Source organism: Lwoffella lincolnii (assembly GCF_037201985.1).
Taxonomy (GTDB): domain Bacteria; phylum Pseudomonadota; class Gammaproteobacteria; order Pseudomonadales; family Moraxellaceae; genus Psychrobacter; species Psychrobacter lincolnii.
Window position 1 is genome coordinate 1319057 of sequence record NZ_CP147511.1, and the last position, 13696, is coordinate 1332752.

Consider the following 13696-nt stretch of genomic DNA (forward strand, 5'->3'; position numbering starts at 1 on the left):
AAGGATTTGCTACATGACACCGTGATATTAGCAAGATACCATTATCTTGGTCATTCATATGCCTTGATCATTCATATTTTGGTCATTTCTATTTTTATATCATCAATAATAATGACCATCATCAATCATCATGCTTAATATGGATGTGCATGACGAACGCATTAACAACATCAGTGTTAACAACATTCAGTGGACGTACGACAAACATGCTTAATTTGACTGCTAAAAAGCGAATGATGTTTTTTCCCAATTTGGTTAAGCCCAGTCTTTTTTTTAAAGCTCAACTGTCAATAACAAAACACACAATCATCAAACCCATCAGCCCCCCTGAGTTACCCTTGGAATTGTCTGAGCTGGCTTGGCAGTTTTTTTATCATCTTAAGTCCGTACTGATGTCAATTTGCCCCAACCCTGTGAAGTTATCTCGGTTGTTTTTTGGCATGATTGTTACCATCAATTCGCTGATAAGCGTTACCTTAGCCCATGCTAACACAGAGTTCTTTTTCATTGCCCCAGCAAATCCTACATCAGCAAAAACAGCTCAAAGCCACCATATGCCCATAGGTTTGCATCACATCAGTCAGACTGTCAGCTATCGCATTCATATGTTGCCAAGCATACAAAAGCAACGCAATTCCATGATGGTGGCAAGTCATGATAAAGAAAATGACGCATTGCCATCTGCCAATGAAATTTTGGAGATGGATAAAGTGGAATTGACCTCGCTACAGGTCATGCATGTGTTAAGTGAGATTTGTCCAAGCGTGTTGTCTGCTTCCCAACAAAAATCGTTTCAACGGGCGTTTAACACTCGACTGCAAGATTTGTTGCCCAATGTGGACGACCCACAAGCAATCATGCACTCTTTATCTACCCAGCGTAACTACCGACGTGAGCTAAATAGCCTTAAATCTTGGCTAAATGGCTTATCTAAGACTGAAAAATCCATTTTATGTCAAGAAATTGCAACCGCTCCTTTATGACCGCTGTAACCGTTTCTTTTAAATAGACACCACTTTATCAATCGCATATGACAAATAATAGGTAACATGGCAATGATAATTGATGGTGATGATAATTGATGTTTTATCTGTTGATATTATTTGTTAAGATACGCCACTTTATCACAGATTTTATGGCTTAAAAGCTGTCATCATCAGCTTTATTGAAAGCTTTTTTACCTTATTTACCTTATTTACCTTTATAAATTATTGCCTTTAAATTATTGTTGTCATTGTCATGATTTTATCTTCACAAAAAACCGCTTTTACCCTTGCACTTCTTACCAGCAGTTTTAGTGCATACGCTTTAACACCACCAGAGATGGACAACAGTGCTTATGTACTGATGGACTACACCACAGGCGAAATTTTGGCTCAAAAAAATGCCAATGAGCCCCTGCCTCCTGCGTCATTAACCAAAATGATGACCAGTTACATCATCGAAAAAAAATTATTAAATGGTGAGCTGACAGAAAATGAACCTGTACTCATGAGCGAAAATGCGTGGTGTCGTGGTAGCAGTCAGCAGTCATGTATGTATGTGCCTGTCAATAAAACTGCCCCTGTCATCGACATGCTCAAGGGCATCATCATTCAATCAGGCAATGATGCTTCCATCGCCATGGCTGAGTATGTCTCTGGCAGTGAATCCTCTTTTGCTCAACTGATGAATGAAGAAGCTCAAGCCTTGGGTATGACTGATTCGCATTTTGTCAACGCCACTGGCATGCCTGCAGATGGTCATGTGGCTTCGGCGATGGATTTGGCAAAACTTGCCAAGGCAATCATTTCACATAGCGACAAATATTATGACATCTATTCTGAAAAAGAATTCACCTATAATGGCATTACCCAAGGCAACCGCAATGCGTTACTGCTCACTGACCCAACAGTCGATGGGCTAAAAACTGGACATACCAATGCAGCAGGTTATTGCTTGGTTGCATCAAGCAATCGCAATGGCATGCGTCTAATCTCTGTCATCATGGGTGCTAAAAGCATGCAAGCCCGAGCAGACCAATCTCGTGAGTTATTAAATTGGGGCTTTGGGCATTTCACCCATGCAGTGCTTGCCCCCAAAGGACAATTGATACAAAAAGTGCCTGTGTGGTTTGGCACAACGGAGCAAGTTGAGTTGGTCACTGCCAGTGATTTGCGTGTGCTGACAACCAAAAATGCTCAAGGCAAACTCACCACCGCTGTTGATATCCAGCCTGACCTACAAGCTCCCATCAAAAAAGGTCAAACGTTGGGCAAAGTCCATGCCGTACAAAATGGCAAAACCGTGGCATCTGCTGATGTGGTTGCCACGCAAGACATTGAACAAGCAGGCTTTATTCATCGATTATGGCAACGCATCAGCCGTTGGGTAAAGCAGTTGTTTTAATTCATGTTGTTTTAACTCATGTTGTTTTAATTCATTAAGCGTTATCGTTATCTTAATCAAACGCTAGGTGTGTCCCTAGCGTCAGCATTTTTTCAGCGTCAGCGTTTTTTGTCATTGCGTTTAAATTTTTGAATGCGTTTTTTTTGTCTAAGCCGTTGTGCTTTGGTTTTGGTCGATTTATTTTGTCGCCCTTCAAAAGGATTTTCATTTTGCTTCAGCTCGATGTTAAGCGGTGTGCCTTCCAGTTTAAACACTTGCCTAAACTGATTTTCTAAATAACGGCGATAGCTTTTTGGCAATGATTTGGTTTGATTGCCATGAATGACGATGACAGGCGGATTGTGTCCCCCAAGATGGGCATAACGTAGTTTGATGCGTCGCCCTGATATCATGGGTGGTGGGTGAGCGGTAACGGCGTCTTGTAATATCTGTGTCAAGCGATTGGTAGAGACTTTAAACAGTGATGACTGGTAGGCTTTATGAATGGAAGGATACAAATTGCCCACACCTGTGCCATGCAATGCTGAGATAAGATGTGTTTTAACATATGGAATAAAGTTAAAACGTCTGTCCATCTCGGTTTTGACGTAGGATTTTTGTTCGTCTGTCAGCCCATCCCATTTGTTGATGGCGATGACCATTGCTCGCCCTGCATCTAAGGCATAGCCAAGCATATGCAAATCCTGATCAACAATGCCTTCTTGGGCATCTATCACCAACACCACCACATTGGCATCTTTGATGGCTTGTAAGGTCTTAACAACCGAAAATTTCTCAACCGTCTCATCAATTCGCCCACGGCGACGCACACCAGCGGTATCAATCAGCACATAATGCTTACCTTCTCGCTCAAAGGGAATATAAATGCTGTCTCGGGTCGTGCCAGGCATGTCAAACACCACCACCCGCTCTTCACCCAACATGCGATTAACCAAGGTAGATTTGCCCACGTTAGGGCGACCGATGATGGCAAGCTTAAGCCCATCTGTTACGTCTTCTTCTGCGTCAGTGTCCAAAGTCATGCCAGCGGTCAAATCATCTAATAGGGTCAGCAAACCTTTACCATGAGTGGCGGTTACAGGATATGGCTTGCCTAAGCCTAAAGCAAAAAATTCACCAATGGCGGCCTCATGGATACCATCAATTTTATTGGCAACCAAATAAACAGGCTTGCCCAAGCTGTGCAAAAATTTGGCAATCTCACTGTCTGAACCAATGACACCAGCACGAGCGTCCACCACAAACAGCAAAATATCCGCTTCATGAATGGCGGTATAAGATTGCTCCGACATATAATCATCAATGTTGCCAGAGCCATCATCTGCTTCGCCTATGCCACCTGTGTCGACCACAATAAAAGATTTACCATCATAATGCACATCACCATATTGGCGGTCTCGAGTCAAGCCAGAAAAGTCAGCAACCAACGCTTGGCGAGACTTGGTAAGTTGGTTGAATATGGTTGATTTGCCCACATTGGGACGACCAATTAAAGCAACGACAGGTTTGATGCTCATGGTTATAAATGACCTAATTAGGATAAAACACAAAAAATGGTGATATGGTTGAGATGATTACCATTGCCAAAGCTGCACATCACCTTGTATGCTCTGAGTGACCAAACGATTGTCCATGACATTCAGATGGGTCAAACTGCCCTGACCACGAATACGGCTGACAATATCGCCAGTTTGAGCGTCTAACATATGCACATAACCTTCAAAATCACCCACCGCAATCAACGATTGCCCCAAGTGATTGATGACAACAGGATTGGTTAACTGGCGATACATTAAAGATTCATTTTGCCACAATGGTTCACCTGTCTTGCGATGAAATGCCAAGACTTTTCCTGTTAAATCAGTGGCAATGACAGTAGTATCGGTGATTGCCAACCGCTTAAGGCTGGCTGTGTCTTGTTGCCATAAGATGCGTTGCTGGGTCAAATCAAAACCCACCAATTGCCCACCATGGCTCACCACAAACAATTGATTATTATCCACAACTGGCGTGGCATCGATGTCAGTCATGCGTTCAATGGCACTCGCCCCTAAGGCAATGCCAACACGATAAGACCACTGTGGCAAACCTGCATCAACCGTTAAGCCATACATGCGTCCATCAGCACCAGCAAATAATGCCAAGTTGTCAGTCAGTAAGATGGGGGACGCTGCTCCACGCACACTCATGGCTGGTGTGCTGGTATTAAATCGCCAAACCTGCTCACCTGTGTGTAAGTTTAGCCCATATAGGTTGCCATCGTTTGCCATCAACAGCACACGAGCATTGGCAATCAATGCGGGTGCAAGCACCGTACCGCTTAATTGACGTTGCCACTTCACTGCCCCATTTTGAGCATTTAAGGCGGTAACACTGCCATCTTTATGGGTAACAACCAAGGTTTGACCAGTGGCATCAGCCGTTATGCCAGATGTGATTGGTGTTTTTAGCTTGATTGACCACGCATGGGCATCACTTGCCAACGGATACGATTTTACCTGACCATCACGAGATGCCACAAAGACATGATTGGCTTGGATAACAGGTTGCAAATTCAAGGGGTCTTTAGCATTGCCACCACCCAGTTTAAAATTAGCAATGGGCTGTAGCACGGTGGGATTTTGTGCCAAGCTCACAAGTTTGCTTGGTTCATGCTCCACCGGGTTGATGCCTTTATTACAGGCAGTCAAAGCAAGCGAAACCGCCAACACACCCAGCAAAAAAAACGGTTTTTTTACCAAATACCTGTTTGCATGATGTGCTTGGTGATGTGTTGGGTTACTTAAATGGCTTAAAAAAAATTTGTGGTTAGACATTTTAGACATTATCGTTCACTCATTTGGTTTGGCAATGTAACTTCAATTTGGCTTAAATTGATAACTTAAAGTCAGTTCAGTGGGTTAACTTTGGTGGTTTAATTTTGGTGGTTTAACTTTGCTCATTTGACTTGGCTGGTCATTTGGCTGGTCTGTTTGTGTTGTTCAACCCAAGCCGTTGCTTATTGTGGTTGTGTGGCATTCTCCAAGTCACTGCCACCTTGTTCATTGTCTGCGTCAATAGTATCTGAATCAACAGCGTTTGCGTCAACAGTGTCTGCATCAACATGGTGCATGGCAACATCTGTGGCAGGTGCTTGTAAAGGCGCGGTCAAATCCTGCATCTGAACCATTTGTGGGACGACAATCGGCTCAAATTGCATGCCCAAACTCTCCATTTTTAATGACAAAATGGCACGGTTTTCTTCACGTTTACGCAACAGCTCCCACGCATTTTCATAAGCACGTTTGGCATCATCAAGCTTATTTTGTTTGACATAAATATCACCAAGCAACTCTTGACGGCTGGCTTCAAAGGCAGTTGGCATCTCAACACTCACCACTTTTTTGCCAGCATCAAGTTGATTGTCCGCCAAATACACCTGCCCCAGTCGCAACTCGGTGATGGCTTTTAGCCCTGCATCAATATCTTTGACACTTAACGCCTGACTTAAGCTGTCAATCGCCTTTGAATAATGACCATCATCGGTCTGCTCTTTGGCTTGTGCCATCAAAGCTTGCCAAGCATAGATGCTGTCAGAATGCCCAGCCACCAACTGCTCAATTTGCAAACCAAGCTGTTCTTGTTGCTTTAGCAACTCGTTGCGGTCAGCCTCGGCAAGGTCAGGGTTTTGTAAGCCAAGGGCAATCTGTTCTTGGCTTTGCTGGATTTGCGTGTACATGTCTGACGCTGTCAAATCGGCGTGCGAATGGTTTTTTTGCCAATATTGCCAAATGGCAAAAGCCAACAATGCCACGACAATCGCCATGGCAATGTTGCCACCATACCGCTTAAGTTTGTCCAGACTGCCATCACCATTGACCGAAATGTTGTTACTCATAGGAGATTTTTACTCAACTGTTGTTTGTTTACTTGGCTGTTTATTTTAATAAATTCGCCACGCACCATGCTTGGGATTGTGTGGTCTGTTCAGCATTTTGCATGTCTTTGATGCTGATTTGCTCATGTTTCACTTCATCTTCACCGATAATCACGGTAAATCTTGCACCAGATTTATCCGCCTTTTTCATTTGTGCTTTTAAACTGATTGCTGACCCCATTTTTACCCTTAGGTCAACACGCTGGGTGCGAAGTTTGTGGGCAAATTTTACCGCTTGAGTATAGACATCAGGGTGAGCCACCACAAACACATCACAAGCAGACACAGGATTAAATGGATTAACCGCTTCAATCAGCAATAGCAATCGTTCAAGCCCAATGGCAAAACCCACGGCAGGTTCTGATTTATCAGACCCTTTGAGCTGACCGATCAGGCCATCATAACGCCCACCGCCACACACCGTGGCTTGGCTGCCTAATTTATCGGTTGTCCATTCAAACACGGTTTTATTGTAATAATCCAAACCACGCACCAACTTAGGATTAATCACAAACTCAATGCCAACAGCGGTTAGGTATTCTTTGACTTTGGCAAAATGGGCTTGGCTGTCCTCACCCAAAAAATCCGCTAACTTTGGGGCATTTTCTAGAAGTTTTTGGGTATTGGCATCTTTGCTGTCTAATATGCGTAAGGGGTTGGTGGTCAAACGCCGTTGGCTATCACTGTCCAGCTCGTCTTGTTTGTCTTTTAAATACTCAATCAATGCGGTGCGATAAGCAAGGCGTTCGGTAAGCTCTCCTAAGCTATTTAGCTCAAGCGTTACTGCTTTTTCAATGCCCAATGCCTGCCACATCATGGCGGTCATGATAATCAATTCAGCATCAGCATCAGGCATCTTACTGCCAAAACTTTCCACCCCCAGCTGATGAAACTGACGGTATCGTCCTTTTTGTGGGCGTTCATAGCGAAACATCGGTCCTGTGTACCAAAGTTTTGGTGTGTCGCCACGCAATAGATGATGCTCCAACACCGCTCGCACTGCCCCTGCCGTGCCTTCTGGGCGTAAGGTCAGTGGCGTGGGTGGATCAGATTTATCGGTGAAACTATACATTTCTTTTTCAACAATGTCGGTGGCGTCACCAATGGCACGAGAAAACAGCTGGGTCTCTTCCACGATGGGCAGGCGAATCTGCTCAAAACCAAACCGTGCCAAAATGTCTGCCAAAATGGCTTCTAATCGTTGCCATTTTTGACTGTCAGCAGGCAAAATGTCATTAAACCCTTTGATTGATGTCAGCATCATCACACCATTGCCCCCAAATTAAAACCATTTTTTATAAATACTTTGATATGTGCCATCTGCCTTCATGTCTGCCAATGATGCGTTCACCTCTTCTAACAGCTGACTGTCTGATTTATTTAAAACAAATCCGTAAAGTTCTTGTGGATAGTCATAATCAATGGCAAAATACAAAGGCGATTTTTTCTCAGAATATTTTTCCACATAATAAGGAATGACTGATGAATCACTGATTGCCGCTTCTGCTTTATTGGACAACACACTTTGTACCGCCAGCCAATCACTTCGCATGTATTGCACATCATTTAATTCTTCTTCTTGTTTTTTCTGAGTCACAATGTCATAAAGCGTATCCATTGAGCTGTCTTTAATGGCGACATGTTTGTCTTTGAGTTGATGCAGCGTCTTAATGTCCTTGTCTTTACTGATGATTGTGACTGGATACACCTCCAAATAAGGATTGCTCATGGCATATTGCTTACGCCGATCATCTGTAATGGCAATGCTACCAACAATCATATCAAATTTATTATCAGCAAGGCTTTCAAATAGGTTTTGCCGTGGTTGATAACTGTATACAAAATGATGATGGCTACGTTTGGCAATTTCTTGCAAAACATCGTATTCAAACCCTTGCAAATCACCTCGCTCATCACGAAAATTTAATGGCTCATTGCCTGTCTCTGATGCAATAAAAGCCACTTTGACTTCTGTCAGTTTATCTTGTTGCCCATCAGTATTGGCAGTTTCATGATTGGCATGGTTGGCGTTGGCATGGTTATCATTGGTGTTACCGCATCCACCTAACAACCAAAATAGGGGTAAAACACACAATATCTTTTTCATAACATTATCCATTTAAAGTGGTCTGACAAATTTGCCCTTAAAGGTGATAGGAACGACATTATCAATCCTAGATAATCCCATAACTTCTGTTAAACGTTTCATGCCCTCTGACATATCAAATTTTTTGACATCTAACTTGATGGGGGTGTTGGTCTCTACCAGCATCAATGTGTTACTTTCACGTGTGATCGTCAAGTCTGCCACCAAATCCACCGTATGTCCGTGCATGTCCAACACAAAAGGTTGGGTTAATTGCATCGTCTCACCAACTTTTAACCCATTGATGGTATCAGCATCTAAGGTTGTGGTCACAACTGCGGTTGTGAATTCGTCCACATTAAATAACCAATCTCTTAAGCGATCATCTCTAATAACGATGTCGGTTTTGACACTGGATAAATCAATCTTTAATAACAGCTCGCCCAGCTTATTAAACAGACCAGAGTATTGAGTAAATTCACCTATTTCTTCGATGTGATTGCGCTTTTTATCAATTTTGGTGCTGACAAAACCGATGTCTGCATCTTTTAACAACCAATCAGAAACCTCAGATGCCTGATTGACTGTCTGCACTTCAGACACAGAATCAGCGACTGAATTTTCAGCGACCGCACTGTCAGAATTACCATTATTTTCAGAACTGGCATTTTCAGAGCTGTGTTGAGCTTCGGTTATGTCATCAGATGCTGGTTGTGAGCCACAAGCCACCAAGCATAACAACAATGAAGTTAAGAGTATTTTTTTCATAATTCATCCATATCATTAATGACCATCAGTAATTAAACCTTAATCAAAAAATCCAGAAAAAACATCAGTAAAAATGGCTTGAAAATGGCTATTGTGCCACACGAATGATTTCATTGGCTTTTTTATTTGCCATCATTTTTACTTTTTTTCGCACCATCGCCTCAATTTCATCTGCCAATTTTTCGGTGTCTATCAGATGGCTTTTTTTACCATCTTGATATACCAAGCTGTTGGGGCTTGCCCCCACCACGCCAATGTCTGATTCTTTGGCTTCTCCTGGCCCATTCACCTTACAACCAATCACCGACACATTCATCGGCTCACGAATGTCCTCTAAACGAGCCTCTAAAATATTCATCACTTTAATCACATCAAATTCTTGACGAGAACAGCTGGGGCAAGCAATGAAGTTGACCCCATTAGCACGAATGCTCAATGATTTTAAAATGTCAAAGCCGATTTTAATCTCTTCTTCTGGTGCTGCCGCCAAAGAGATGCGCATGGTATCACCAATGCCATCAAGTAGCAAACTGCCCAAAGCAATGGCGGATTTTACCGTACCTGTGCGATACACGCCAGCTTCAGTTACCCCAAGATGTAATGGGTTGTCAATTTGGGCAGAAATCAATCGATACGCATCAAGGGTTAAGAACACATTGCTGGCTTTAACCGAGATTTTATATTGGTCAAAGCCCAGTTTTTCTAAGATATCAATATGGCGTAACGCCGATTCTAGCATGGCCTCGCCTGTTGGTTCGCCATATTTTCTTTGAATGTCTTTTTCAAGCGAACCTGCGTTTACCCCGATGCGAATGGGAACATTGTGGTGCCTGGCACAAGCAACCACTTCTCGCACTTTTTGTTCATTGCCAATGTTACCTGGATTTATCCGCAAACAATCCGCCCCTGCTTCTGCCACTGCCAAGGCAATTTTATAATCAAAATGAATGTCAGCAACCAATGGCACGCTGACTTGTTTTTTGATTTCACCAAATGCTTGCACGCTGTCCATGCTGGGCGTGGATACTCGCATAAAATCCACCCCTGCGTCTACGCATCGCTGAATTTGGGCAACGGTGGCTTGTACATCACACGTGTCGGTATTGGTCATGCTCTGCACACTGATGGGGGCATCACCACCCACTGCCACAGAGCCGACATGGATTTGTTTGGTGCGTTTACGTTGAATGGGGGAATGATGGCTCATGATGGACTCTTGTTTTTATGGGGCTTGTTTTTATTGGGCTGATTTTTTTCGTTCATTTTGACTGGCTATGGCGACAGTTTAAAAATTATGGTGATAATTTAAAGACAGCTTGGTTATTTTGGCTGTATTGAGACAAACGGACGGGCTGTTTATTCATATTTAGACTGACGTTTTTGACATTATCAATCTTAATGGTAAATGGGGCATTGCCAGTTAGGGTAAAACTGCCCCTACCCTTTTCACCTTGCCATAGCACTTGCCCATTGGCATCAATCACAGAGAGGTTGGTTTTATTTTGTACCCAAAACTCCAGCTCAGATGCTTGGGGGTTGGTTGGGCTGTTAGTTTGGTCAGCATGAGTTAGGTTTAATGCTGAGCCTGTGCTGTTGGTGATTTCGATGCCATTAAGAGCTGAGCCTTGCTCTTGGTCAATGTTGCCCATCTCTTCAATGGTGGGTTGCTGACTATCGGCTTCTTTTTGGCTTTGAGCATTGCTGACCGTCCGCAACAAAAATACTGCCAAACTGATGACACATATCACCGCCAATAACAATAGCGGATTAAAACGAAAACTGCGTCTGCTATCACGGTGCAATGTGCCCATTGGACGCAATGGAGATGCGATGTCTTCAGCTTTAGTAACACGCATTTCACTGGGATAGGCACGGTCAAAACTGGCTGACATCTCATCAACATTAAGCTTAAGATAGCGTGCGTAGTTGATGGCAAAACCCTTGGCAAAGGTCTGCTGTGGCAAGACAGCAAAGTTCTCAGCTTCTAACGCCGCCAGCTGACGCTCTTTGATGAACAAATCTTTGGACGCTTGCTCAAGGGTGATGTTTTGTTTTTCACGAGCTTTTCTTAACGCATGACCAAAAGATAAGGTATCATTTGATGATTTTGTTACTTCCATGTTGCCTCAGGGTTGGTTAGCCAAGTTCTTAGAGTTTTTGCTTCATTACTTAGTGCAAAAGTGGATAACAGCTCTTGGGTCAGTTGTTGACGCTTTGCCATGTTGCCTGTTTCATGTGCCAGTTTGATGCCTTGCATCAAGGTGCGTGGGGTGATGATTTGATGACCAAATAACGCATCAGTTTCATCATACAATTTTTGAGCTTGTTGGATACGGTTGTGTTTTAGCAACAAATCCACCAGCTCGATGCGTGAGATGATGCTGTTGCTGTCGCTTTCTAACGCCCTAATAAAAGTCTGTATGGCAGCATCGTCATTGTTCAGCTTAAGATAGGTGCGTCCTAAGTTTTCAAGTGATGCAATGCGTCCTTGATAACCGAGTGCCTCGCCTGCAATTTGAAACTGCTTAATCGCCTCAGCATGGCGGTTGGCTTGCGACAGATACACGCCATAGTTATTGTGTGCCTGCATAAAGCTTGGGTCGATACTGATGGCTTTTTTGAAGTATTCTTCTGCCTTAGCAAAGTTGCTTGGACTGCCCTCTTGCTGTAACAAGACACCCATCATATCATGAGCTGGCACATAGCGAGCATCTGCGTCAAATGCCAGTTGCAACTGACGCATGGCGGCATCAAGTTTTTTGTCTCGAATGTATTCACTGGCTAAAGTGGTGCGAATACTGGCAACTTCTTGGGGGCTTTTTTCACGGTTACCAGAAGCTTGTGTATTGGCATTATAATTGCTATTAGTAAACGCGTCGGTTGGGGTGCTTTGACAGCCAGACAACGTCAATGCCAACACTGCCACCATCATGCCAACGCTTAACTTGCCAGACATTAACATGTCAGTTATCAACATCTTGGGGCAACCAACGTCATCAGTTGTGCTGATGTGATTTAACCTTTGTGAATGAGGCGGTTTTAAATGATGCGGTAAGCTGATTTGCAACATGGTCAAGTCTCTGTCTTTTTTAATGTTTCATGCTTTCATGTTTCATGCTTTATGGTTTCATTGTTTTATGGTTGATATGTTTTTCAATCTTTTAACGTTTCATGATTGATATGGCTTATTCAATGCTTTATTTCGTTCAATGCTTTGTCGCCATTTAGCCGAACGACGTGTTTTGTCTGCCACTTGTCCAACCAACTGCCCACAAGCCGCATCAATATCATCACCTCGAGTTTGACGCACCGTACAAACAAAGCCAGCTTGGTTTAACAAATGACTAAACGCATGAATGCGATTGTTACTTGAGCGTTGATAAGGGGCGTGGGGAAATGGATTAAAAGGTATCAGATTAATCTTACTTGGCAACCCATTTAACAGCTCAATCAACTGTTTGGCGTGTTCATCACTGTCATTGATGTTTGATAACATCACATATTCAATGGTAACGTGCTTTTTGTGCCTTGGATTTTCGTGATAAACATAGGCTTTGGCGGCTTGTATCAACTCTTTTAGTGGATATTTTTTGTTGATAGGCACAAGCTGATTACGCAACTCATCGTTGGGGGCATGTAGCGAAATCGCCAACGCCACATCAATGTCTTTTGCCAACTCATACATCTTCGGCACAATGCCAGAGGTCGATAAGGTCACTCGTCGTTTAGACAGCCCATAAGCGTGGTCATTTAACATAATGGACATGCTCGCAACCACAGGGTCATAGTTAAGCAACGGTTCACCCATGCCCATCATCACCACATTAGTTACTCGGTTTTCTCGCTCACTGACAGGGACATCTTGCATATAAGACTGATTGGCAACCCAAAGCTGACCGATGATTTCACTGGCAGTTAAATCGCGCTCAAATCCTTGCTTACCAGTACTACAAAATGAACAATCCAACGCACACCCCACTTGTGATGAAATACACAACGTTTTTCGCCCATATTGTTTGCCATCATCAGCAGGGATTAACACCGTCTCAACCAATGAACCACCTGCCACTTCAAACACCCACTTGCGAGTGCCATCTTCACTAAATTGTTTAAACCTCACTGTGGGCGGTGTAACAGCTGCCACTTGTGTCAGTTTGTCTTGCAGTTTTTTGGATAAATTGGTCATCTGAGTAAAATCAGTAACGCCGTACTGGTGTATCCACTTCATGACTTGACTGGCACGAAATGCCTTTTCCCCAATATCAGCAAAAAACGCCACCAACTGTGGGTACGACAATCCCAACAGATTGTGCTTGGACACAATCTCATCTTGTGTGCTAGGATCAATGGTAACGATTTTGTTCATATCCAATTTTGCTCATGTTCATATCTTTGCTCATCAATAAATGGTTCTATTATAGTCAATAATGGGGCAAATACCAATGTTAAAACCACACGTGTTAAAACCATAAAAAACAAACCATTAAATAAAAACCGCATCACAAAGAATGCGGTTTTTAGCTTGTCAAAGCTTAAAA

General features: G+C 43.1%; 12 protein-coding genes. 2 read left to right on the forward strand and 10 right to left on the reverse strand.

Features of this window, described 5'->3' with window-relative positions; translation table 11 throughout:
* The first annotated feature begins 149 nt into the window (after positions 1-149).
* Both WDM69_RS05960 and WDM69_RS05965 read left to right on the forward strand, forming a co-directional pair.
* Positions 150-983, forward strand: a complete 834-nt coding sequence (locus WDM69_RS05960) for an MCR_0457 family protein (RefSeq protein ID WP_338755113.1) — start codon at positions 150-152, stop codon at positions 981-983.
* A 256-nt stretch (positions 984-1239) separates the two neighbouring features.
* A complete protein-coding gene (locus WDM69_RS05965; RefSeq protein WP_078306810.1) occupies positions 1240-2388 on the forward strand; it encodes a D-alanyl-D-alanine carboxypeptidase family protein in 1149 nt (382 codons plus the stop codon).
* Positions 2389-2486: 98 nt separating this feature from the next.
* Here WDM69_RS05965 and der read toward each other — a convergent pair whose 3' ends face one another.
* The 10 genes from der to rlmN form a co-directional block, all read right to left on the reverse strand.
* Entirely contained in the window at positions 2487-3905 is a 1419-nt protein-coding gene (gene der / locus WDM69_RS05970) for a ribosome biogenesis GTPase Der (RefSeq protein ID WP_078306811.1), read from the reverse strand.
* A 57-nt stretch (positions 3906-3962) separates the two neighbouring features.
* Positions 3963-5204 (reverse strand): outer membrane protein assembly factor BamB, encoded by a 1242-nt coding sequence (bamB, locus tag WDM69_RS05975; protein ID WP_158077862.1) that lies wholly within the window; start codon positions 5202-5204, stop codon positions 3963-3965.
* 182 nt (positions 5205-5386) lie between these two features.
* Entirely contained in the window at positions 5387-6265 is an 879-nt protein-coding gene (locus WDM69_RS05980) for a YfgM family protein (RefSeq protein WP_078306813.1), read from the reverse strand.
* Positions 6266-6305: 40 nt separating this feature from the next.
* Positions 6306-7565 carry a histidine--tRNA ligase gene (gene hisS / locus WDM69_RS05985; RefSeq protein ID WP_078306814.1) on the reverse strand — a complete coding sequence of 420 codons (1260 nt, stop codon included), beginning with the start codon at positions 7563-7565 and terminating at the stop codon, positions 6306-6308.
* Positions 7566-7586: 21 nt separating this feature from the next.
* Entirely contained in the window at positions 7587-8411 is an 825-nt protein-coding gene (locus WDM69_RS05990) for a substrate-binding periplasmic protein (RefSeq protein WP_078306815.1), read from the reverse strand.
* Between the two features lie 12 nt (positions 8412-8423).
* Positions 8424-9158, reverse strand: a complete 735-nt coding sequence (locus WDM69_RS05995) for a YceI family protein (protein ID WP_078306816.1) — start codon at positions 9156-9158, stop codon at positions 8424-8426.
* Between the two features lie 88 nt (positions 9159-9246).
* Positions 9247-10365 (reverse strand): flavodoxin-dependent (E)-4-hydroxy-3-methylbut-2-enyl-diphosphate synthase, encoded by a 1119-nt coding sequence (gene ispG, locus WDM69_RS06000; protein WP_078306817.1) that lies wholly within the window; start codon positions 10363-10365, stop codon positions 9247-9249.
* 85 nt (positions 10366-10450) lie between these two features.
* On the reverse strand, positions 10451-11278 hold the full coding sequence (locus WDM69_RS06005) for a helix-turn-helix domain-containing protein (RefSeq protein WP_078306818.1): 828 nt from the start codon (positions 11276-11278) through the stop codon (positions 10451-10453).
* Complete coding sequence (locus tag WDM69_RS06010; protein ID WP_240494873.1) at positions 11269-12228, reverse strand: tetratricopeptide repeat protein; 960 nt, start codon at positions 12226-12228, stop codon at positions 11269-11271. Before WDM69_RS06010 ends, WDM69_RS06005 begins: the two co-directional genes overlap by 10 nt.
* A gap of 99 nt (positions 12229-12327) precedes the next feature.
* Positions 12328-13524, reverse strand: a complete 1197-nt coding sequence (gene rlmN / locus WDM69_RS06015; RefSeq protein ID WP_078306819.1) for a 23S rRNA (adenine(2503)-C(2))-methyltransferase RlmN — start codon at positions 13522-13524, stop codon at positions 12328-12330.
* Positions 13525-13696 lie beyond the last annotated feature (172 nt).

What these genes read in the sequence shown, in the direction of transcription:
- WDM69_RS05960 (WP_338755113.1), top strand. Translation starts at nt 150, where the DNA reads ATGACGAACGCATTAACAACATCAGTGTTAACAACATTCAGTGGACGT.
- WDM69_RS05965 (WP_078306810.1), top strand. Translation starts at nt 1,240, where the DNA reads ATGATTTTATCTTCACAAAAAACCGCTTTTACCCTTGCACTTCTTACC.
- der (WP_078306811.1), bottom strand. Translation starts at nt 3,905, where the DNA reads ATGAGCATCAAACCTGTCGTTGCTTTAATTGGTCGTCCCAATGTGGGC.
- bamB (WP_158077862.1), bottom strand. Translation starts at nt 5,204, where the DNA reads ATGTCTAACCACAAATTTTTTTTAAGCCATTTAAGTAACCCAACACAT.
- WDM69_RS05980 (WP_078306813.1), bottom strand. Translation starts at nt 6,265, where the DNA reads ATGAGTAACAACATTTCGGTCAATGGTGATGGCAGTCTGGACAAACTT.
- hisS (WP_078306814.1), bottom strand. Translation starts at nt 7,565, where the DNA reads ATGCTGACATCAATCAAAGGGTTTAATGACATTTTGCCTGCTGACAGT.
- WDM69_RS05990 (WP_078306815.1), bottom strand. Translation starts at nt 8,411, where the DNA reads ATGAAAAAGATATTGTGTGTTTTACCCCTATTTTGGTTGTTAGGTGGA.
- WDM69_RS05995 (WP_078306816.1), bottom strand. Translation starts at nt 9,158, where the DNA reads ATGAAAAAAATACTCTTAACTTCATTGTTGTTATGCTTGGTGGCTTGT.
- ispG (WP_078306817.1), bottom strand. Translation starts at nt 10,365, where the DNA reads ATGAGCCATCATTCCCCCATTCAACGTAAACGCACCAAACAAATCCAT.
- WDM69_RS06005 (WP_078306818.1), bottom strand. Translation starts at nt 11,278, where the DNA reads ATGGAAGTAACAAAATCATCAAATGATACCTTATCTTTTGGTCATGCG.
- WDM69_RS06010 (WP_240494873.1), bottom strand. Translation starts at nt 12,228, where the DNA reads ATGTTGCAAATCAGCTTACCGCATCATTTAAAACCGCCTCATTCACAA.
- rlmN (WP_078306819.1), bottom strand. Translation starts at nt 13,524, where the DNA reads ATGAACAAAATCGTTACCATTGATCCTAGCACACAAGATGAGATTGTG.